Origin of the sequence: Chelatococcus reniformis, from assembly GCF_014640075.1 — a bacterium.
GTDB classification, from domain to species: Bacteria; Pseudomonadota; Alphaproteobacteria; order Rhizobiales; family Beijerinckiaceae; genus Camelimonas; species Camelimonas reniformis.
Map to the genome: position 1 here is coordinate 255,068 of NZ_BMGG01000001.1, position 21,559 is coordinate 276,626.

General features: G+C 69.5%; 14 protein-coding genes and 1 pseudogene. 8 read left to right on the forward strand and 7 right to left on the reverse strand.

Annotation, left to right across the window (positions count from 1 at the left end; all coding sequences use genetic code 11):
* Positions 1-164: 164 nt before the first annotated feature.
* On the forward strand, positions 165-2,504 hold the full coding sequence (locus tag IEW34_RS01160) for a Tex family protein (protein ID WP_188607298.1): 2,340 nt from the start codon (positions 165-167) through the stop codon (positions 2,502-2,504).
* 34 nt (positions 2,505-2,538) lie between these two features.
* Here IEW34_RS01160 and IEW34_RS01165 read toward each other — a convergent pair whose 3' ends face one another.
* Positions 2,539-4,530, reverse strand: coding sequence for a hybrid sensor histidine kinase/response regulator (locus tag IEW34_RS01165; protein WP_188607299.1), 1,992 nt, complete (start codon positions 4,528-4,530; stop codon positions 2,539-2,541).
* Positions 4,531-4,685: 155 nt separating this feature from the next.
* Between IEW34_RS01165 and putA the strand changes: the two genes are divergently transcribed.
* On the forward strand, positions 4,686-8,363 hold the full coding sequence (gene putA, locus IEW34_RS01170) for a trifunctional transcriptional regulator/proline dehydrogenase/L-glutamate gamma-semialdehyde dehydrogenase (protein ID WP_188607300.1): 3,678 nt from the start codon (positions 4,686-4,688) through the stop codon (positions 8,361-8,363).
* 146 nt (positions 8,364-8,509) lie between these two features.
* On the opposite strand, the gene IEW34_RS01175 is transcribed toward putA, so the two are convergent.
* Complete coding sequence (locus IEW34_RS01175; protein ID WP_188607301.1) at positions 8,510-9,193, reverse strand: phosphoribosyltransferase; 684 nt, start codon at positions 9,191-9,193, stop codon at positions 8,510-8,512.
* 176 nt (positions 9,194-9,369) lie between these two features.
* On the opposite strand from IEW34_RS01175, the gene IEW34_RS01180 reads away from it, so the two are divergent.
* A complete protein-coding gene (locus IEW34_RS01180) occupies positions 9,370-10,431 on the forward strand; it encodes an ATP-dependent DNA ligase (protein WP_373288172.1) in 1,062 nt (353 codons plus the stop codon).
* On the opposite strand, the gene IEW34_RS01185 is transcribed toward IEW34_RS01180, so the two are convergent.
* The 4 genes from IEW34_RS01185 to IEW34_RS01200 all read right to left on the reverse strand — a co-directional run bounded on the left by IEW34_RS01185 (position 10,428) and on the right by IEW34_RS01200 (position 14,870).
* Positions 10,428-10,721 (reverse strand): Rdx family protein, encoded by a 294-nt coding sequence (locus IEW34_RS01185; RefSeq protein ID WP_188607302.1) that lies wholly within the window; start codon positions 10,719-10,721, stop codon positions 10,428-10,430. The genes IEW34_RS01180 and IEW34_RS01185 overlap by 4 nt on opposite strands.
* A gap of 76 nt (positions 10,722-10,797) precedes the next feature.
* Positions 10,798-11,868, reverse strand: coding sequence for a glycosyltransferase (locus tag IEW34_RS01190; protein ID WP_244641771.1), 1,071 nt, complete (start codon positions 11,866-11,868; stop codon positions 10,798-10,800).
* 103 nt (positions 11,869-11,971) lie between these two features.
* Positions 11,972-13,915, reverse strand: coding sequence for a glycosyltransferase family 2 protein (locus IEW34_RS01195; RefSeq protein WP_188607304.1), 1,944 nt, complete (start codon positions 13,913-13,915; stop codon positions 11,972-11,974).
* Between the two features lie 166 nt (positions 13,916-14,081).
* On the reverse strand, positions 14,082-14,870 hold the full coding sequence (locus IEW34_RS01200; RefSeq protein WP_188607305.1) for a thioesterase family protein: 789 nt from the start codon (positions 14,868-14,870) through the stop codon (positions 14,082-14,084).
* Positions 14,871-15,354: 484 nt separating this feature from the next.
* On the opposite strand from IEW34_RS01200, the gene IEW34_RS01205 reads away from it, so the two are divergent.
* The 3 genes and pseudogenes from IEW34_RS01205 to IEW34_RS01215 all read left to right on the forward strand — a co-directional run bounded on the left by IEW34_RS01205 (position 15,355) and on the right by IEW34_RS01215 (position 18,729).
* Entirely contained in the window at positions 15,355-16,620 is a 1,266-nt protein-coding gene (locus tag IEW34_RS01205) for a cyclopropane fatty acid synthase (RefSeq protein WP_188607306.1), read from the forward strand.
* A 44-nt stretch (positions 16,621-16,664) separates the two neighbouring features.
* Positions 16,665-16,945, forward strand: a pseudogene (locus IEW34_RS01210) (DUF3175 domain-containing protein).
* Between the two features lie 176 nt (positions 16,946-17,121).
* Complete coding sequence (locus IEW34_RS01215) at positions 17,122-18,729, forward strand: long-chain fatty acid--CoA ligase (protein WP_188607307.1); 1,608 nt, start codon at positions 17,122-17,124, stop codon at positions 18,727-18,729.
* Positions 18,730-18,937: 208 nt separating this feature from the next.
* On the opposite strand, the gene IEW34_RS01220 is transcribed toward IEW34_RS01215, so the two are convergent.
* Positions 18,938-19,459: a PaaI family thioesterase gene (locus IEW34_RS01220; protein WP_244641675.1), complete on the reverse strand. Its 522-nt coding sequence runs from the start codon at positions 19,457-19,459 to the stop codon at positions 18,938-18,940.
* A gap of 225 nt (positions 19,460-19,684) precedes the next feature.
* Here IEW34_RS01220 and IEW34_RS01225 point away from each other — a divergent pair, with 225 nt between their 5' ends.
* Together IEW34_RS01225 and IEW34_RS01230 are read left to right on the forward strand one after the other, a co-directional pair.
* Positions 19,685-20,857, forward strand: coding sequence for a transporter substrate-binding domain-containing protein (locus tag IEW34_RS01225; protein WP_188607308.1), 1,173 nt, complete (start codon positions 19,685-19,687; stop codon positions 20,855-20,857).
* 10 nt (positions 20,858-20,867) lie between these two features.
* The gene (locus IEW34_RS01230) at positions 20,868-21,470 is read left to right on the forward strand and encodes an ANTAR domain-containing response regulator (RefSeq protein ID WP_308424352.1); all 603 of its coding nucleotides are present in this window, start codon (positions 20,868-20,870) and stop codon (positions 21,468-21,470) included.
* Positions 21,471-21,559: the final 89 nt, after the last annotated feature.

Sequence of the window (21,559 nt, forward strand, 5' to 3'; positions counted from 1 at the left end):
TTGAGAGACAGAAAGATGCAATTTGCCGCGCCGGAGCATTTCCTGATGAGATGCCTCACCCATCGCGAAGCGTTCGGGTCTAACCACAGGAAAACGCGCGCCCAGGTTTGACCCCGGCGCGGCGACGGCGCTAACAAGCGCCCCCACCGAGAGCGGAGATCCGATTGACGACCATCGGCCAGCGCATCGCCCACGAGCTCGGCGTCGCCGAGCGGCAGGTCGCGGCGGCGATCGAATTGCTCGACGGCGGCGCCACGGTGCCGTTCATCGCCCGCTACCGCAAGGAGGCGACCGGCACCCTCGACGATACGCAGTTGCGCACGCTCGAGGAGCGCCTGCGCTACCTGCGCGAGATGGACGAGCGCCGCAAGGCGATCCTCGACAGCATCATCGCGCAGGGCAAGCTCGACGCCGCGCTGAAGAAGGAGATCGAGGCGGCCGAGACCAAGGCGCGGCTCGAGGATCTGTACCTGCCGTTCAAGCCCAAGCGGCGTACCAAGGCGCAGATTGCCCGCGAGGCGGGGCTGGAGCCGCTGGCCGACGCTCTGCTCGCCCGGCCGGAGGCAGAGCCGGCTCGCGCGGCGGCGGGCTTCGTCGACGAGGGACGCGGCGTTGCGACCACCGAGGCCGCCCTGGAAGGCGCGCGCGCGATCCTGGTCGAGCGGTGGGCCGAAGACGCCACGCTGCTGGGCGCATTGCGCGAGGCCTATTGGCAGCGGGGCCGCATCACGGCGCAGGTGCGCGCCGGCAAGGAGACCGACGGCGCCAAGTTTGCCGACTATTTCGATTTCGCCGAGCCGCTCACCAAGCTGCCGTCGCACCGCATCCTGGCGCTGTTCCGCGGCGAGAAGGAGGAGGTGCTGAACCTGCGCCTGGAGGAGGACGGGAAGGTCGCCGAGCCGGGTTACGTCAGCCTGTACGAGGGCCGGGTCGCCGTGCACGCGGGCATCGCCGACCGGAGCCGGCCCGGCGACCGCTGGCTGCTCGAGGCTGCCCGCTGGGCGTGGCGCACCAAGCTCCGGGGGTCGATCGAGGTCGACCTGCGCATGCGGCTGTGGACGGCCGCCGAGGACGAGGCGGTGCGCATCTTTGCCGGCAATCTGCGCGACCTGCTGCTCGCAGCGCCCGCCGGCGCGCGCGCCACGCTCGGGCTCGATCCGGGCTTCCGCACCGGCGTCAAGGTGGCGGTGGTGGATGCCACGGGCAAGGTCGTCGCCACCGACACCGTCTACCCGCACGAGCCCAGGCGGCAGTGGGACGAGGCGCTGACGCGCCTGTCGCAGCTCTGCCGGGCGCATGAGGTCGAGCTCATCGCCATCGGCAACGGCACAGCCTCGCGCGAGACCGACAAGCTCGCCGGCGAGCTCGTCGCCCGCCATGCCGAGCTCAAGCTCACCCGCATCATGGTGTCCGAGGCCGGCGCCTCGGTCTATTCGGCTTCGGCCTATGCCAGTGCCGAGTTGCCCGACCTCGACGTCTCGCTCCGCGGCGCCGTATCGATCGCCCGCCGCCTGCAGGACCCGCTGGCGGAGCTGGTCAAGATCGAACCCAAGTCGATCGGCGTCGGCCAGTACCAGCACGATCTCGCCGAGCATAAGCTGTCGCGCTCGCTCGACGCGGTGGTGGAGGACTGCGTCAACGCGGTCGGTGTCGACGTCAACACCGCCTCGGTGCCGCTGCTGGCGCGCGTCTCGGGCCTGGGCGAGTGGATGGCGCGCAGCATCGTCACCCACCGCGATGCCAACGGGCCGTTCGCCAGCCGCAAGGCGCTGACCAAGGTCACCGGCCTCGGCCCCAAGACGTTCCAGCTCAGCGCCGGCTTCCTGCGTATCCAGGACGCGGCCGATCCGCTCGACGCCTCGGGCGTCCACCCTGAGGCCTATCCGGTCGCGCGCCGCATCGTGGAGGCGAGCCGGCATGGTCTCGGCCAGTTGATCGGCAACCGGACAGTGCTCCGCACGCTCCGGCCCGAGCAGTTCGTGGACGCCACGTTCGGGCTGCCCACGGTGAAGGATATCCTGGCGGAGCTGGAGAAGCCCGGCCGCGATCCACGCCCCGAGTTCAAGACGGCGAGCTTCAAGGATGGCATCGAGAAGATCGGCGATCTGACCCCCGGCATGGTGCTGGAGGGGGTGGTCACCAACGTCGCGGCGTTCGGCGCGTTCGTCGACGTGGGCGTGCACCAGGATGGGCTGGTGCACATTTCCGCGCTGGCCAACAGCTTCGTCAAGGATCCGCGTGCCATCGTCAAACCCGGAGACGTGGTGCGCGTCAAGGTCGTCGACGTCGACGTCGGGCGCAAGCGCATCGGCCTCAGTATGCGCCTCGACGATGAGGTGACGCCCAGGTCCGCCAGCCGCGGACAGGACCGGCGCGCTCAGCCTGCCGCCGGGCCGCGCGGCAACGAAGGGGCGCGCCGTGGCAATGAGTCGGGCGGCGCGCTGGCTGACGCGCTGCGCCGGGCGGGCCTGCGGCCGGACCCGACCAAGCCGCGTGGACGGTAGGTCGGGAGATGATTCCACCTGATCGGGGAATACTCTACGAGCCGAGCAAGTCGGCCAGGGCCGTTGCCAGCGCTTCGCGGCGGAACGGCTTCGCCAGGCGCACTGCGACCGCCCCCGTATCGCCGGGATCGGCATAGCCGGTAGCGAGCAGGACGGGCAGGCCGGGCCGCAGCGCCTTGGCGCGATCGGCGAGCGCGGCGCCGGTCATGCCGGGCATGGCATGATCGGTCATCAGCACATCCGCAGCCTCGCCGCGCGCGAGGATGTCGAGCGCCGAGCGCGCCGATTGGGCCTCGATGACGCGGTAGCCCAGATCCTCCAGCATGGCGGCCGTGCCGGTGAGCACCAGCGGATCGTCGTCCACCAGCAGCACGGTGCGGACGTGTCCGCCCGATCCGCGAGGCGCCGCCGCAGCGCGCGGCTCGTGGGCACCGGGCCGGGCGAGAGGAAGCCAGAGCTCGGCTGTCGTGCCGACGCCCGGCGTGCTCGCCAGGCGGAAGTGGCCGCCGGATTGCTCGGCCAGGCCCTGGATCATCGACAGACCGAGTCCGGTGCCCTTGCCAACGCCCTTCGTCGTGAAGAAGGGCTCCGCGGCCCGGGCTAGCGTCCGGGCATCCATGCCTTGCCCGGTGTCGGTCACCTCGATGACGATGAAACGGCCGGGGTGTGCGCGATCGGGGCCCTGGTCCGCCGCCCGGCCGTGGATCGACAGGCGGCCGCCCGCCGGCATCGCGTCGCGTGCGTTGACCGCCAGGTTCAGAATCGCAAGCTCGAGCTGGGCCGGATCGACGTGGGCCGGCGCCAGCCCCGGCGCGAAGCCGCGCCTGAGCGTGACGTTGCTGCCCAACGACTGCTCGAGCAGATCGTGCATGCCGCCCACCAGCTCTTCGACATCGACCGCGGTGGGCCGGAGCTGCTGTTGGCGTGCAAAGGCGAGCAGCCGCTGGGTGAGGCCGCTCCCGCGCTCCGCCGCGCTGACGGCATTGTCCAGCAGCCGCAGGGTCCTTGGCTCGTCCGGAAGGCGCTTGCGCAGCAGCTCGAGGCTGCCGAGAATCGCCATCAACAGGTTGTTGAAGTCGTGCGCCACGCCCCCGGTGAGCTGCCCCAGGCTCTCCATCTTCTGCGAATGGACGAGCTGGCGGGTGCGCTCCTCCACAACGGCTTCGAGGCGCTCGTTCAGCAGACGCAGCTCCTCCTCCGCCTGCTTGCGCTCGGTAATGTCGATATGGGCGCCGAACAGCCGCAGCGGCCGCCCCGCCTCGTCCCGTTCGATCTGCGCCCGCACGGCGAGCCAGCGCACGTGGCCGTCGCTGGGACGAATGATGCGGTACTCGACCGAATAGTCGGGCGCCGAGCCGGCCACGGCCTCTCGAAAAGCACGATCGGTGGCAGCACGGTCATCCGGATGCACCCTGGCGACCCAGGCCTCGTGGGTCTCGCTCGAGGCGCTCGGCGGCAGCCCGTGGAGCTGGAGGTATTCGGGCGAGCGACGGTTGCGGAAGCCGTTAGCCAGATCGACGTCAACGCCGGCAACGCCGCCGATGCGCTGCACCAGCGCCAGCTCCGATTCACGCTGGTTCAGCTGTTCCTGGGCGACGATCTGTTCGGTCGTGTCGGTATGGATACCGTCCCAGACGTAGCTGCCATCCGGCTGGATCCGCGGCGTTGACCTGATCCGGCAGCGCCGCACCTCGCCGGTGTCGGCTCGACGGGCCCGCCCCTCGAACAGGAACGGCATGGCCGCCTCGTGCGCCGCCCGCTCGGCCGCCAGCAGCCGCTCGCGGTCGTCGTCGTCGATGAGCGAATGGAGCAGGTCCGGGTTGGCGAGGACGGCCTCGGGGGAGACGCCGGTGATGGTCGTGCAGGCAGGCGACACGTAGACGAAGCGGCGGCTGCGACGGTCGGCGGCCGCATGGATCTGAAAGACGAAGCTGCTGGCGAGATTGCTTTCGAGGGCGGCCAGCCTTGCCCTGAGCTCGGCCGGCTCCTCCCACGGATCGACAGACTGACGCTCGACGTGGCTCATATCATCCGCCCGTCCCACGACCTTCGCAGCATAAGCATTCCATCTCCCGACACGAGCACAATGTTCCCCAACGGAACAAGCACGGAGCAACTGGCGATCACGCCCGCGCTCAGCCATCTTAACCGGACCGGTCGGTGGAGGCTCGAGGATCGGCCATGGACAGCAGCGCAGACGATCCTCCGGCCCCGTATCGGGAGCTGATGGGCGCCCCGGTGCCGCCGTCGCCGTTGCGTGCGGCCATCAGCGCCGCCACGCGGCCTGCGGAAGTAGACTGCGTGCCGCCGCTGATCGCCGAGGCGACGCTGCCGTCGGATCGTGCGGCGGATGTCGCGGCCCAGGCCCGTCGCCTGATCGAGGCCTTGCGGGCCAAAGGGCAGCGCAGCCTGGTCGAGGCGCTGATTCGGGAGTACGCGCTGTCCACCCAGGAGGGCGTCGCCCTCATGTGCGTGGCGGAGGCGCTGCTGCGCATCCCCGACCGAGAGACACGCGATGCGCTGATCCGCGACAAGCTCGGCTTCGGCGACTGGCTGGCGCACGTGCACCACAGCCCGTCGCTCTTCGTCAACGCCGCGACCTGGGGGCTCGTGATCACCGGCCGGCTGGTCGCGACCCGCAGCGACGCAAGCCTGTGGAGCGCGCTGACCCGGCTCGTGGCGCGCGGCGGCGAACCGCTGATCCGGGCCGGCCTCGACATCGCCATGCGTCTTCTGGGCGAGCAGTTCGTGGCCGGCGAGACTATCGCTGAGGCGCTCGGCCACGGCCGGCGCATGGAGGCCAAGGGCTATCGCCTCTCCTACGACATGCTGGGTGAAGCGGCGATGACCGCGGCCGACGCCGCACGCTATTTCGACGCCTACGAGGAGGCCATTCACGCCATCGGCGACGACGCACATGGCCGCGGCATCCGCGAAGGGCCGGGCATCTCGATCAAACTGTCGGCCCTGCACCCTCGCTACGCCCGCGCGCAGCGGCGGCGGGTCATGACCGAGCTGGTGCCGCGCGTCGCGCGCCTCGCCGCCGTCGCCCGGCGCCATCGGATCGGCCTCAACATCGACGCGGAGGAAGCCGATCGTCTGGAGCTGTCGCTCGACGTGCTCGAGGCGCTCTGCTTCGATCCGGCGCTGGCCGGCTGGGACGGCATTGGCTTCGTCATCCAGGCTTATCAGAAGCGCTGCCCGGCCGTCGTCGACTATCTCGTCGATCTCGGCCGCCGCAGCGGCCATCGGCTGATGGTGCGCCTTGTCAAGGGCGCCTATTGGGACAGCGAGATCAAGCGGGCCCAGGTCGATGGCCTGGACGGCTTCCCCGTCTTTACGCGCAAGATCTACACCGACGTCTGTTACCTGGCCTGCGCCAGGCGGCTGCTGGCGGCGCCGGACGCGGTCTTCCCGCAGTTCGCCACCCACAACGCCCAGACCGTCGCGGCGGTGCTGGCGATGGCCGGGGGAGCGGGCGCCGACTACGAATTCCAATGCCTGCATGGCATGGGCGAGCCGCTCTACGACGAGATCGTCGGGCCGGCCAAGCTGGGCCGCCCCTGCCGCATCTACGCCCCCGTCGGCACCCATGAGACGCTGCTCGCCTATCTCGTGCGGCGGCTGCTGGAGAATGGTGCCAACAGCTCGTTCGTCCATCGCGTGGCCGATCCGGACGTGCCGATCGACGACCTCATCGCCGACCCTGTGGCCCAGGCCCGGGGCATCGACCCACCCGGCGCCCCCCATCCGGGCATCGCCCTGCCGCGCCAGCTGTTTCCGGACGGCCGCCGCAACTCCCGTGGCCTCGACCTCGCCAGCGACAGCGAGCTCGCCGCCCTCGCCGGTCGCCTGGCCGCCACCGCGCGCCTGCCCTTGCGCGCGGCGCCCCTGCTCGGCGACGGCGACGAAGAGGCCGGCGCAGGGCGGCCGGTGTGCAACCCGGCCGATCACCGCGACGTGGTGGGCGAGGTGAGCGATGCGACGGCCGCGACCGTCGCGCGCGCCCTGGTCGCCGCCGAGGCCGCTGCGGCCGGCTGGGCCGCCACGTCCGCGGCCGACCGCGCCGGCTGCCTGCTGCGGGCCGCCGAGCTCATGCAGGCGCGCATGCCGGAGCTGATGGGCGTCATCGTGCGCGAGGCCGGGCGGACGCTGCCGGACAGCGTGAGCGAGGTGCGCGAGGCCGTCGATTTCCTGCGCTACTACGCGGGCCAAGCGCGCGATGGGCTGGCCGGCCCGGAACATCGGCCGCTCGGCCCGGTCGTCTGCATCAGCCCGTGGAATTTCCCGCTCGCCATTTTCACCGGCCAGCTCGCCGCAGCCCTGGCCGCCGGCAACCCGGTCATCGCCAAGCCGGCCGAGGAGACGCCGCTCGTTGCGCGCCTGGCCGTCGCCGTCCTGCGCGAGGCCGGCGTGCCCGCCGGGGCGCTGCAGCTCCTGCCCGGGGACGGCAGCGTCGGCGCCGCCCTGGTCGCCGCCCCCGGCACGCAGGGCGTCATGTTCACCGGCTCGACGGACGTGGCGCGCCGCATCAACGCCGCCCTCGCCGAGCGTCTCGGCCGGGACGGGCGACCGGTGCCGCTCATCGCCGAGACCGGAGGCCAAAACGCGATGATCGTCGATTCCTCGGCGCTGCCGGAGCAAGTCGTCGCCGATGTGCTGCTGTCCGCCTTCGCTTCGGCCGGGCAGCGCTGCTCGTCCCTGCGCGTGCTGTGTCTGCAGGAGGACGTGGCCGGTCCGGTCCTGACCATGCTGAAGGGCGCGCTGGCGGAGTTGGCCGTCGGCGATCCGCAGCACCTGTCGACGGACGTCGGACCGATCATCACGGCGGACGCGCAAGCCTCCATCCTCGAGCATGTCGCCGCGATGCGGGCCGCGGGCCGGCCGGTGCATCAGCCGCCGCTGCCCCGGGCCTGCAGGCAAGGCACGTTCGTGCCGCCGACGATCATCGAGATCGCGGGCATGGCGGAGCTGAAACGCGAAGTCTTCGGCCCGGTGCTGCACGTGCTGCGTTACCGGCGCGATGGTCTGGACGCCCTCATCGCCGCCATCAACGCCACCGGCTATGCACTCACGTTCGGCTTGCACACGCGCATCGACGAGACCATCGCCCACGTGACCGGCCGCATCGCCGCCGGCAACATCTACATCAACCGCAACATCATCGGCGCCGTTGTCGGCATGCAGCCCTTCGGCGGCCACGTGTTGTCCGGGACGGGGCCGAAGGCCGGCGGTCCGCTCTACCTGTGGCGACTGCTGCGCCCAGCCGCGCCATTGCCTTCGCCGGCCCCGCTCGGAAACGTCGCCGCGAACGCGGCCCTGCACTGGGTGGCCTGGCTGCGGAGAACCGGAGCCCCGGCGGCGGCAGCGTGCGCCGGCCTGCTCGCAGCCGTTCCGCCGCTCGCGCCCGCGACGCTCGCCGGGCCGGCGGGGGAGCGCAACATCTATGGGCCCACTCGACGCGCCGGCGTGCTGTGCCGGGCCGCCTCCGCCGCCGGCCTGCACCTCCAGGTCACCGCGGCGCTGGCGACCGGCGAACGCGCCGTGCTGGACATCCCGCCGGGCCTCGAAGCTGAACTCGCCGGACTGCCCGACGCTCTGCGGGCGCAGGTACGGCTGGCGCGGGAGCTCCCCGATGCGTCCGTCGAGGTCGCGCTCGTCGAGGCCGTGGCGGACGAGCTGACGTCGTTCAGCCAGGCGCTCGCGCGCCGCCCCGGCCCCATCGTGCCGGTCTGGCGGGCACTTCCCGACGACCTCAGCTCCGGCGCCGTACCGCTCGCCCTGCTGATGGCCGAGCGCTCGCTCAGCACCAACACGGCGGCCGCCGGCGGCAATGCCAGCCTGATGGCGCTCGCCTAGAGCGTTTTTGAGCGAAGTGGACGCCGGTTCGCGTAAAGAAAACGCGACAATTCAAACAGATAGAGCACATCCGACGAGGTGGACCCGTCCGATCGCCAGCAAGCGCGCCCCTTTCGGGCGGTTGGAGCATTGACGAGAAGGACCTCTCAGCGCTCGAGCGAATCCCCCCGATCGCCCGTCCCTCTCGCCTGCTCCAGCAGGGCGACGACCTCCTCATCCGAGGTCTGAGAGAAGTCCTCGTAGGCCAGGCCGACAGCACGAAAGGGGTCCAGCGTCGCCAGGCAGACCAGTTCGTCGCACAGCGGCGCGAGGTCAGGCAGCGCATCGGCCGGCGCCACCGGCACGGCCAGCACCAGCCGCGCCGGCCCGCCGCGGCAGATCGCCTGCAAGGCGGCCCTGACCGTCGCACCGGTGGCGATGCCGTCGTCGATGACGATGACGGTCCGCCCGCGCACCTGCGTGCCGGGCCAACCGCCATAGCGGGTCCGGCGCCGCTCTATCTCTGCCAGCGCCCGCGCCTCCGCCGCCGCGATGTAGCCGGGCGGCGGGGCGATGGCGCGCACGAGGTCGTCGTTCAGCACCAGCACCGGCTCCGCCCCGCCGACGATGGCGCCGAGCGCCAGCTCCGGCTGGCCGGGCGCGCCGATCTTGCGGACGAGCAGGACGTCGAGTTCGGCATCGAGTGCCCGGGCCGCCTCGAAGGCAACGGGAACGCCGCCTCGCGGCAGCGCCAGCACGAGCGCCTCTCGGCCACCAAGGTGCCGCAAGGCTGCGGCGAGTTGGCGCCCCGCGTCGCGCCGGTCTCGAAATGACGGGTCGCACGCTGTCATGGCGGCTCGGGCCTGGGGCACCGCCGGATCGGGCGGGCTCACCCGATCGCAAAGGCGCGGTCGTTTCAAACTATAGCGCCAACCGCGCCGCCCGGCGATCGTTCCGTCAGCGTGGGGGAACCGCCGGCCGAGCGCAACGTTGGTGAAATCACCTCGATCCGACCGGAGCAGCCCGCTTGAGCGTCACCCGTCCCGCCACTCGCCCGCCCACGCGAACGCGCGCTGCCGCGCCCCAGGTGTTCACCCTGCCGCTCGAGACCGCGCCGATGGAGGCCCGGTCCGCCGAAGCGCTTCCTGAAGACGATGGGCCATGGCAATTCGAGCCCAAGTGGGACGGCTTCCGCTGCGTTGCCTTCAAGGCGGGGCGCGCCGTCGAGCTGCGCGCCAAGTCCGGCAAGCCCCTCGGCCGGTACTTTCCGGAGATCGTGACCGCCCTGCAGCATCTCCCGGCCGAGCGCTTCGTCGTCGACGGCGAATTGGTCATTCGGCTCGACGGCAAGCCCTCCTTCGAGGCCTTGCAGATGCGGCTGCATCCGGCGGCGAGCCGCATCGGCAAGCTCGCGGCAACGACGCCGGCGGAGTTGATCCTGTTCGACGTGCTGGTCACCCCAGACGGCCACGACGTGACGGCGCAGCCGCTGCGCCGACGCCGTCGGCTGCTGGAGGCTTTCGTCGCGGCCGCTGGCGCCGGCCAGGTCGTCCGCCTCTCGCCGCGAACCATCGACGCAGGCGAAGCCCGGCAATGGCTCCGCGAATCCGGCGAAGCGACGGACGGCATCGTCTGCAAGCGCCTGGACGATGCCTATCGACCGGGCGAGCGCGCGATGGTGAAAGTGAAGCGGCGGCGCACCGCCGACTGCGTCGTCGGCGGCTTTCGCTACCAATCCGCCAGCCGAGAGGTCGGCTCCCTGCTGCTCGGGCTCTATGATCGCGCCGGCCTCCTCGACCACGTCGGGTTCACCGCGACGATCGGCGACCTTGAGCGCCCCAGGATCACGCGCGAACTCGAAGCGCTGCGTGCGCCGCCGGGCTTCACCGGGAGGGCACCGGGCGGCCCAAGCCGCTGGAGCACCGAGCGCAGCAGCGCCTGGGAGCCGCTCGCGCCGGAGCTTGTGGTGGAGGTGCGCTTCGGCCACGTCACCGGCGGCCGCTTCAGGCATGGGACCAAACTCGTCCGCTGGCGGCCGGACAAGGCGCCGCGCCAGTGCACCTTCGCGCAACTAGAGCCGCCAGCTTAGCGGTGGCGGTCGATGTGGCCCAGGTCGCGCCCCGGATCGAGGCGGTCCCGGACGCGCCGTTTCAACTCCTTGGCGTCGGGAAAGCCGCCGTCGGCCTTGCGCTCCCAAATCGTCTCGCCGTCACAGGCGATGTGGAAGACGCCGCCGGTCCCCGGCACGAGCGCCACTTCGGCCAGGTCCGGACCGAAGGTGGAGAGTAGTTCCTGCGCCATCCAGCCCGCCCGAAGCAGCCATTGGCATTGGGTGCAATAGGTGATGGCGATGCGCGGCCGGGCGGGGGCTTGCGGCATATCGGCTCCTCTGCGGCGCCAAGGCGCATTCCGAGCGGGTTGGCTCATCTCTTCGAGGAACCCTCAGGGGCAGCGGTCAGAGCGAGAGGAACAGCTCGATCTCCGAGAGCGCCGCGCGTTCGGCACTATAGCGGTATCCGGTGGCGACGGCGTTCATGATCATGCTGCCGCGATCCGGGCCCGAAAGGCCCAGGAAGGCCTCGACCGCCTGGAGGATGTCGGCGTCGCGGCGCGTGTCGACGATGAAGCCGTTGCGCCCGTGGGACGCGAACTCGTAGGCGCCCCCATGCGCGGGCACCACCGCGAGACAGCCGCAGGACATGGCCTCCAGCGCCGTGCGGCCGAAGGCCTGGTAGTCGGACAGGTCGAGGAACAGGTCGACGCCGCGGAACAATTCGCCGACCTCATGGCGACGCAGCACGCCGACGTGCTGGACGCCGTTGAGCGCCAGGGAGCTCGCCCTGAGGCTTTGGGCCTCGCAGCCGAACGACAGACACGAGACGTTCTCGCCCAAGGTCTCGGCCACCTGATTGAGCAGCCGCGCCGTGCGGCGCGGCGCCCGGCGCGGGGTCCAGGGCCGGATCATGCCGGCGACGATGAAGCGGTCGCGTGCACGAGCGCGCGCCGCGAGATCCGGGAAGTAGACCGTGTGGTCGATGCTCGCTTCGACCTTGCGGACCGGGACCTTGTGGTTGGCCTCCACCACCTCCTGCAGCCAGCGGGTCTTGGCAAAATGGGTCATGCCCGGGATCAGGCCATAGGAGGCGTGGGCCGCCAGCCAGTCGTCGCTGCCCTGGTCGTGGAAGAACGGCTCGTAATCCTGGATGTAGTAGGCGAATTTCGTGCGGCCCGGCCCGCCGGCGCCCGTCACGGCCGCCGCGATGGTGTGCACCGACTCGTTGGTGGTGGCCACCACGACGCTGGGCGCCCGCTGCGCGATCAGGCTCGCCAGGTCGTGGGCGCCTCCGAACCCGACGATCTGGCCGGCGATCAGGGGCAGGTCGTCGTAGGCAGCGCGCAACCGCTCCGCGTTGACCTGGTCGACGGCGATCGCCACCGGCACGCCGAGGCGCGCCATGGCGTCCGCCTCCTGCATGACCGAGTGGGCGCCGCCGCTCTCGCCGGCCACGGGAAGGATGAACATCACCGACAACAATGTACGGCTCCTCCTCGCTCGCGGTCACGAATCAATGCGGCGCCGCTCCGTTGTAGCGTCAATCGCTGGCTCACCGCAGGAGCGGCGTCCATCGCTACCTGTCGTTCATGCCGGCGGCGCCTTCGCTCGCCAGCAGCTCACCGAGCCGGCGCCGCAGAGCGTTCAACGGCTCGCACGCGCGCATCGTCTCCTCCAGATCGGCGATGACGATCTCGGGATATTTGGCGGCCAAGACCTGGCTCGTCCGGCCCGAGAGCTCGGCGCGTACGTCGGCGCCGAACGAGCGCGACTTCTTGTGAAAGACGTAGGCATCGTCGGCCACCCTGAGCTTCCACCCGGCGCGTCCCAGCCTGATGCAGAGATCATTTTCCTCGCCGTAGCCGGAGGGGAAACTCTCGTCGTCGAAGTGACCCACCCCGTCCAAGGCGGCCCGGCGAAAGAGGGTGCAAAAGCCGTTGAGCAGCGGAAACTCCGGATGGGCCGCCAGACTGGCCCGGGAGACGGTGCGCGCCATGTCCGCCACGGTGAGCGCGCCGGGCAGCACGTTGACCACCCATTGCCCGTCCCGCCCCTTGGTCAATGGCACCGATTGCCACGAAGCAGCGTTGGAGACCGGCCCGACGGCGGCCACGGTTTCGTCGGCCAGCAGGACGGCCATCATCCGCTCGAGCCAGCCGGGGGACACGACGGTGTCGCTGTTGATCAGCACGACGAAGTCGGCGACGGCCGTTTGCAGCGCCAGGTTGACGTTGCGGGTGTAACCGACGTTCTCGGCGTTGCGCAGGACGCGGATGCGCGGATCCTGGACATGCCAGGTGTCGGCGTGGTGGAGCAGGAACGGGCTCGAATGGTCGTCCGCCACGATGATCTCGATCGGCGAGCGCGCCTCGCGCAGGATCGAATCGATCAGCTCCAGGGTGTCGGCGACGGCATTGAACACCGGCACGACGATCTGCACGAACGGAAGTCGCTGCTGCACGCCGGTGGGCGAGACAGGCGCCGCCGGGCGTGGCGGTTGGGGTGCCGCCGGCGACGGCACCGCCCGCACGCCGGCCGACCAGATCGGCGAGAGCTTCAGCATCTGCGCCTGCTCGAAGACATTGGCGTCCTCGAAGCGTTCGGGACTGTCGGCGACGACGCGGGGCCGCAGCGGCAAGCCGAGCCACGGCAGGGCGATCACCAGTTCGCCGGCACCGACGAACTCGAAGGTCAGGGCGAAGCGGGCGCCGGGCGAATGGCGCGCCAGCACCTCCGGATCGAGCACGACCGGCACGTCGGCGACGCGCACGCTTCGGCTTGCGGCCACATCCTGGCCGATGACCTCCACCTCGTGGCGAGCCGCGCCGTCCAGCACGGACAGGCGGATCGCCGCGCAGCGCAGCCCCGGCTCCGCGCCGCCGAGAGGCCGCCGGAACGAGCAGGAGAACGAGCAGGCGGTCGATGCCTGGGGCCTCGCGTCGAGGGGAACGATCAGCCATACGCGGCCGCCAAGCTGGCCGGTGGCGATCTTCAGAGCGCATTCGTCATCGGCCAGGCCCATGCCTACCGGCTTGGCCAGCGAAGCGACGACCCGCGCGGGCATGCGTGCGTCGGCCTCGACGAACCAGCCTTCCGCGACCTCGGTCAGCCCCTCCGCGACCGTGACCGAGACGCTGCGCGGCCAGCGCTGAAAATCGGCATTGGGCAGCAGGTTGGCGGCCTGGGCGCGCGCGCTCGGTTCAAGGCTGCCGACTTGAACCTGCTGGGGCGAATTGCGCAGCTCCGCGCCGTTCCCGGCGGCACGCACCGAGACCAGGTAGGTCCCTTCCTCGAAGGCGTCGTCGGGCAGCTTGAACCAGAACGCACAGTTCGGATTGGCAAAGCCGGCGTCGCGCAGGTCCTGGCGGAACTGGTCGGCGGCGATCACGCCGACGATGCGCTCGTTGACCGCGAACTCCAACAGGATGGGCTGCCCCCGATCGTCGTCGTCCTGGGCCCACCCCGAGGCCCAGCCGTCCTCGCTGATCTCGTCCAGGTGGCCCCGCAATCGTCCCGCCATGCAAGCAAACCCGCGATTCGGCCTCGGCACCCGCGCCGACATCGGCCGGGACGGCGCTGGCCGGTCCGTGGTACGCGACCCGGCCGGCAGACGCCTCACGGTCTTCTAGACCATGATTTGCGCGCGCGGGCAGCGGCTTTGCGCCGGCGACACCCGCATTCGCCGCTCAGGCGAATACTGCAATAGTCTGCCGCGCCAGCATCAGGGGCTGGCCCGCCTGCGACCAGACGGCGATCTCCTGAGTGGCGTAGCCGTCGGCGACGGCTTCGCAGCGACACCGGATCAGCCGCCATTCCTGGTGGTCGGCGATGGTATCGGAGAGCATGTCGACCAGCCAGGTCATGGTGCTGATCGGCGCGAACTCCGTGAGCATCGCAATGGCCGCCGGCGGCGGCGCGTCGGCAAGGGCAATGAGGGCGGCGAGCCCATTGCCCGCCTCGGTGTCCCGATGGCGCAGCCAGATCAAGTATTCGGGCGTCGCCGCGCCACTGAGCGGACGCGCCGCACCGGCCGACCGAAACTCGAAATGGCGGGCGAAAGTCGGCCCCGGAGCGTCGCCGAAGAATGACGGCGAACGGTCGGGGCCCGGCACCTCCGGCATCTGCAGGCGGGCGTAGGCGAGCCTGGAGGTCCGGCTGGCTCCGAACGTCAGCATGGCGCGGGTCGCCAGCCCCTGCTCCCCGGCAAGGTCCACGCCGATGAAGGCGGCCGATTTGCCCTGGCGCAGGACGGTCGGCACCATGCTCACCGACCCGCCCGCCGGGCCGACGAAGCTGAACTGAGCCGAGCGCAGGGGCGGCAGCCCGGGGTTGGCACGCAGCGCAGCCTCCACGCACAGCGCGGCCGAAAGGCCGCCGTAGGTGGTGCGCCCCTGCTGCCAATCCTCGCTGACGGAGCCGGCGAAGCCCGAGCCCGCAGGGGTCAAACTGGCCAGGAGGGTCGAAATCGGCGTCATGGCTCATCCTTCCGACAGCGCGCGAAAACGATGCTGCACTGCACGCATAGGCATATGCGTGTAGATACAGGATCGGTCAACCGTCGCCGCGAGGATCCCCGCACGCGCCCGTGGCGCGGTGGGCCTGCCATGTCTTCACTGCAATCCTGGAGGCCGCGCGACGGCCTTGCCGGGAAGGACCAACGCGTGAACCGGCGGCGCTCCTCCGACGAGGCCGGTCGCGCGCGGCAGCTGGGCATGACGCAACGTCTGCGGCCAACGCAACTGCGGAATGAAAGCAATCAACTGTGGTTGCTCACCGACACCGTGTCGTCATAGTCTTGCGCAGCGCCGATATTGGCTCGGCGTCGTGGGCGCTGACCGGCTCGATGAAAGGGCGTTGCCCGACAGGCCGGCGACAGCATTGTTGATACGCTGCCCGGCACCGCGCATCGGGTTACCACTGGTGCGTCGGCCGGCGGGCAAGAACAAGAAGAGCCTGCCGATGAAAGCTCTCGACCTCCTGCTCAAGCCCCTGATCCAGCAAGGCACTCTCAAGGTGCTGGACGCGTCGGGCGGGACATCGACCTACGGTGACGGGACCGGCGCGGCGGTCACCATTCGCATCAACGACCGCCGCGCGCCGTTCAAACTGCTGCTCGACCCCGAGGTGGCCGCGGGCGAAATCTACATGTCCGGCGGCCTCGACATGGTCGAAAGCGACATCTACGGGCTCGTCGAGCTGGTCGCACGCAATGCTTGGACGCTCAAGCATTCGGGGCCCTTCGATCGTCTCAACACCTGGCGGCGCATGGTGGCCAGACGGCTCGACCAATACAATCCGGTTGGCACGGCGCAGCGCAACGTGGCGCACCATTACGACCTGTCCGACGCGCTGTTCGACAACTTTCTGGACATCGACCGCCAGTATTCGTGCGCCTACTTCATGCATCCGAGCGACTCGCTGGAGCTGGCGCAGGCGCAGAAGAAGCGTCACCTGGCAGCCAAGCTGCTGCTGCGACCCGGCCAGAAGCTGCTGGACATCGGTTCCGGATGGGGCGGCCTCGGGCTCTATCTGGCCCGCGCCGCGGGCGTCGATGTCACCGGCATCACGCTGTCCGAGGAGCAACTCGCGGTGGCCCAGCAGCGGGCGGCGACGGCGCGCCTGGACGAGCGGGTGCACTTCAAGCTCTGCGACTACCGCAACGAGACCGGCCGCTACGATCGCATCGTCTCGGTCGGCATGCTCGAGCATGTGGGCGTCAACCACCTGGACGGCTTCTTCCGCAAGGTCGCCACGTCGCTCACCGATGACGGCGTGGCGCTCATCCACGCCATCGGCCGCTCGGACGGCCCCGGCTCGACCAACAAGTGGATCCAGAGATATATCTTCCCGGGCGGCTATTGCCCGGCCCTGTCGGAGGTGCTGCCGGCCATCGAGCGCTCCGGCCTCATCGTCACCGACATCGAGATTCTGCGGCTGCACTACGCCGAGACGCTGAAGGCCTGGCGCGAGCGCTTCACGCGGAACCGTGAGGCGGTGAAAGCGCTTTACGATGAACGCTTCTGCCGTATGTGGGAGTTCTATCTCGCGGCGTCGGAAGCGGCCTTCCGCCACGGCGGGATGATGATCTTCCAGATCCAAGTCGCACGCTCGCTCGAGACCGTGCCTCTGACGCGCGACTACATCTACGAGGCCGAGCGGACGTTGCCCCTGGAGACGCAGGCGGAGGGCATGAACGGCGTCAGAAAAGGTGTCGCCGCCGCCTGAGCGAAACCCGGCGCTCCGCGGCCGCCCGCCGCGGAGCATTCGCCATGACGGACAAGTCCAGATGGTCGGCCGAGGTGACCCGGCATAGCGACGCCCTCGATCTGGAGGGCGGCGTCTTCGCTTCGGATGATCCCAAGCACATCGCCCGGTCGTTGAAGCATTCGGCCGAAGCGATCCCGCGCCGCAAGGCGGGCTCCGCGCGGCCATGTCGATGCTGACCTTCTACATCAATCGCGCCGGCAACAACCTGAGCCGGCGCCGGCTGCGCACGCTCAACGCCGCCAAGGCCGGGTTGCGGCGGTTGTTCGGTCGTCCGGCGAGGTAGGCAGGTCCACCCGAGCCAGCTCTCGTTGTCGAGGCCGATGCCGCGCGACGCGAGGCGCACAATCCCAGCCTCGTGACAATTCTTTGACCTGCCCGGCCGAATGCGGAATATGCGGGCGATCAGCGGCGTGCACGGCGGCTGCCGCGGCACCAGCGGGAAGAGCGGTTGAGGGGAACATGAAGTCGACGATGATGTCGGATCAGCTGTCGCTGAACTCGATTTTCGCGCGCATGGACAAGCTGTTCGGTCAGTCGGAGGTGGTCTCCCGGCTGCCGGACAAGAGCCTGAAGCGCCACTCCTACGCGGAGGTGGCGGCCCGCACGCGAGGGCTTGCCCATGCGCTCAAGGGGCTCGGCATCGCCAAGGGCGATCGCGTCGCGACGCTGTGCTGGAACCACCACGTGCACCTGGAATGCTACTTCGGCATTCCGCTCTCCGGTGCGGTGATGCACACGCTGAACCTGCGGCTGTCCGGCGAGGAGATCGCCTGGATCGCCGATCACGCCAAGGATCGCGTGCTCATCGTCGACGACATCCTGCTGCCGCTCTACCGGCAGGTGGCCGAGCACTACACCTTCGAGAAGGTCATCGTCTTTCCCTTCGGCGGCGAATCGGTCCCGGCCGATCTCGCCGACTACGAGACGCTGATCGGGCCGCACGTCGGCCAGCCCTTTACCCCGGCGCCCCACGACGAGACCGACCCGATCGGCCTCTGCTACACCTCGGGCACCACCGGTCGTCCCAAGGGCGTCGCCTACTCGCACCGCTCGACCGTGCTGCACTCGCTCACCGCCTCGCTGCCCGACTACTGGGCGCTGAGCGGCAGCGACGTGGTGCTGGCCGTGACCCCGATGTTCCACGCCAATTGCTGGGGCATGCCCTACGGCGCTGTCATGACCGGCGCCAGCCTGGTGATGCCGGGCCCGCATCTTCACGCCGACGATCTGCTCGATCTGATCAAGGAGGTTCCACCGACCCTGTCGCTCGGCGTGCCGACGATCTGGCTGTCGCTCATCCAGGCGATCGAGGCCAACCCCGGGCGCTGGGCGCTGCCGCGGGGCATGCGAAGCATCGTCGGCGGCTCGGCGGCGCCCGAGAGCCTGATCCGGGCGTTTGCCGACCATGGCGTCACCCTGTGCCAGGGCTGGGGCATGACGGAGACATCGCCCCTGTGCACCATGAGCTACATCAAGCCCGAGCTCGCCGACGCCGGCGAGGACGACAAGTTCCGCCGCCGCGCCACCGCCGGCGTGCCCGTGCCGATGGTCGGCGTGCGCCTCGTCGGCGAGGACGGGGAGGAGATCCCGTGGGACGGCAAGACGCCGGGCGAGCTGCAGGTGCGCGGCCCCTACATCACCGGCGGCTACCATGACCTGCCGGCCGACCTCGACAAGCACACCGCCGACGGCTGGCTGCGCACCGGCGACGTCGCCACCATCGACCCGCATGGCTACATGCGCATCACCGACCGCACCAAGGACCTGATCAAGAGCGGCGGCGAATGGATCAGCTCGGTGGACATGGAGAACAGCCTGATGGCCCACCCGGCGGTGGCGGAAGCCGCCGTCATTGCCGTCCCCCACCCCAAGTGGAACGAGCGGCCCCTCGCCTGCATCGTCTTCAAGCCCGGCCAAACCGCAACGCCGGAAGCCTTGAACGAGCATCTGCTCGGCGTCTTCGCCAAGTGGCAGCTGCCCGACCGCTACGAGGTGCTCGACGCCATCCCGCGCACGTCGACCGGCAAGTTCTGGAAGCTCAAGCTGCGCGAGGTGTTCCCAAGCTGACGGCGCTGCGCAGCGATCTTGCCGCGCTTGTGCCGCGGCGCGCCGCATTCTGAAGTCGATGGGCCGGGCCAACATCAAGCCCCCGGCCATGGCGCGGGCGAGGGCGAACAGCCCTTTCCTGCAATGTCGTGGCCGGCCTCAAGCCGATCATCCATCGCACGCGATCAAGACGCCGTGCAGGGTGCGGCGCGCCACCACGGGTCGGCCATCACCCCCGCTCCGGCGCGATGAGCGAAAAATTGCCGACGGCGTGCACACACAGCGCGTCGCGGCCGTCGCGCAGCTCTCCCTCGACATAGGCAGTCTGCCGTCCACGGTTGAGCACCCGGCCCGTGCCGCGCACGCGGCCGGAGCGCAGGGTGATCGGCCTCATGTAGGTGAGCTTGATGTCGAGCGTCACCGAGATCCAGCCGGCGGGCAGCAGCGTGTGCGCCGCGGCGCCCATGGCCGTGTCGAGCACCGTCGCGGCGGCGCCCCCGTGCAGCATGCCGGCGAGATTCTCCAGATCCTCTCGCGAATCCAGTTCCATGGCGATCCGCCCTTCTTCGGCGACCGTGCAGTCGAAGCCGATGAGCGCGGCCATGGGCGGCGGCGGAAACCGGCGATCGCGGATGCCCTGCATGATCTCGAGGCCCGATAGGCCTGCGGTGGCGGAACGACCGGCAGCTGGATCGACCCAGGTGACGACACGGGAGCGATCAGCCCCCAGGGCGGGCGTGGCATCGTTCAAGCTTGGCCTCATCAATAGTGTACCTACACATATATGAACGGGCGGCGGATGGCAAGCAGGCGCCGCCGCGCCCCGTCCCCTCACCAAAAACACCGCCTTGCCCCGCATGGAATTTGGCTTATTCTGGCCGTTGCCAGAGCAGCAAGGACGCTGCCCGGCGCACGAGCAGGAAGCTCTCGACCGCAGGCGCGGCGAGAGCTTTTCTTTTTTCGAATGGGATCCGCGATGGCAGCAGCGCCCGGTTGGCCGAACGAGCCCCTGAAGGTCGGCGTTCTGTTCTCGTCGTCGGGGGTGACCAGCGCGGTCGAGCGCACACAGCTTCTGGCGACACTGCTCGCCATCGACGAGATCAACCGCCGCGGCGGCATCGGCGGCCGCCCCATCGAACCGCTGGTGCAGGATCCGCAATCCAATCCAAAACTGTACCGCCAGTTCGCCGAGCAACTGCTCAAGGACGATGGCGCGCGCATTATCTTCGGCTGCTACATGTCGAGCGCCCGCAAGGCGGTGCTCCCGCTCGTCGAGGCACGCGACGCGCTGCTGGTCTACCCGACGCTCTACGAAGGCTTCGAGTATTCCCCCAATTGCATCTATACAGGCGCCGTTCCCAACCAGAACTCGCTGCCGCTGGCGAAATACATCCTGGAGAATCATGGCAACCGCGTACTGCTGGTGGGATCGAACTACATCTTTCCGTACGAATCCAACCGCATCTTCTCCGATCTGATCATCGAAGCGCGCGGCAAGGTGCTGGACGAGCTGTACGTGCCGCTGTCGCCTGCCCCGGAGGATTTCGCGCGCACCCTGCGCCAGATCGAAAAGCTCAAGCCGGACACGGTCTTCTCGACCATCGTCGGGGCGGGCACGGCGATGTTCTACGAGGCCTACCGCCGCGCGGGCTTCAACGCCCTGGTCAATCCGATCGCCAGCCTGACGACGAGCGAGGCCGAGGTTGCCGAGATGTCGGCGGAGGCCGCCGAAGGCCACCTCACCGCAGCGCCCTATTTCGCGTCGTTGCAGACACCGGCGAACCTTGCCTTCGTCAGTGCCTACCGCGAGCGCTTCGGGCCCGACATCCCGGTCACCGCGGCAGCCGAGGCCGCCTATTTCCAGGTGCACCTCGTCGCCTCGGCCCTGGCGCAGGCCGGCAGCCTCGACCGCCGCGACATCGTCGCGGCCATGCGCGGCGTCGGATTCGAGGCACCGCAGGGGGCCGTGGCGCTCGACCCAGAGAATCACCATACGTACCTGTGGCCGCGCGTCGCCAGGCTCGACGCCGACAAACAGTTCCGCATCATCTGGAACCCCAACGTGCGCATGAAGCCGGACCCCTATTTCGTCTCCGGCGCCATGAACGACTGGTCACCGGGAGGCCGGGCCCCGGCCCGGGCCACCTGACCCGATGGCCATGCCGCCGCTCAAGAGCCTCAAGGGGCTCTCGGTCCTGATCATCCACCCCGCCAACACGGACGGACAGATCCTGGTCGACCACATCAAGCGCATCGGCTGCCGGGCGGAGGCGCAATGGCCGATTCCCAAGGCGATCCCCGCGACGACGGATGTATTGTTCCTGTCGGTCGACCATGAGTATCGCACGGAGCTGTCGCGGCTGGTCAGGAACATCGACGGCATCCCGCCGACGACCGTCGCCATCGTCGACTACGAGAATCCGAGCACCCTCGAGCTGCTGTTCGAGATCGGCGCGCTCGCCGCCATGGAGCGGCCGATCCGCCCGTTCGGCGTGCTCACCAACCTGCTGCTGGCGCGCGGCCTGTGGCTCGACCGCATCGAGCAGCAGAAACGTGTGACGAAGCTGGAACGCAAGCTGTCCAGCATGCAGCGGATCCAGAAGGCCAAGTCGATCCTGATGGCGCTCCAGGGCGTCGGCGAGGAGGCCGCCTACCAGACGATCCGCAAGCAGGCGATGGCCAAGCGGGTCTCCATGGACGAGATCGCGACTTCGATCATCAACGCCAATGAGCTCTTGCATTCGATCAGAAACGATGATTGAATTTTGAAGGTTCGCGATGAACCCGCCGCTTAGCGGCAGATCGGACGAGACAGTGCTGTCCGTCCGAAGTGGCTAGGAAGCCCAAGTCC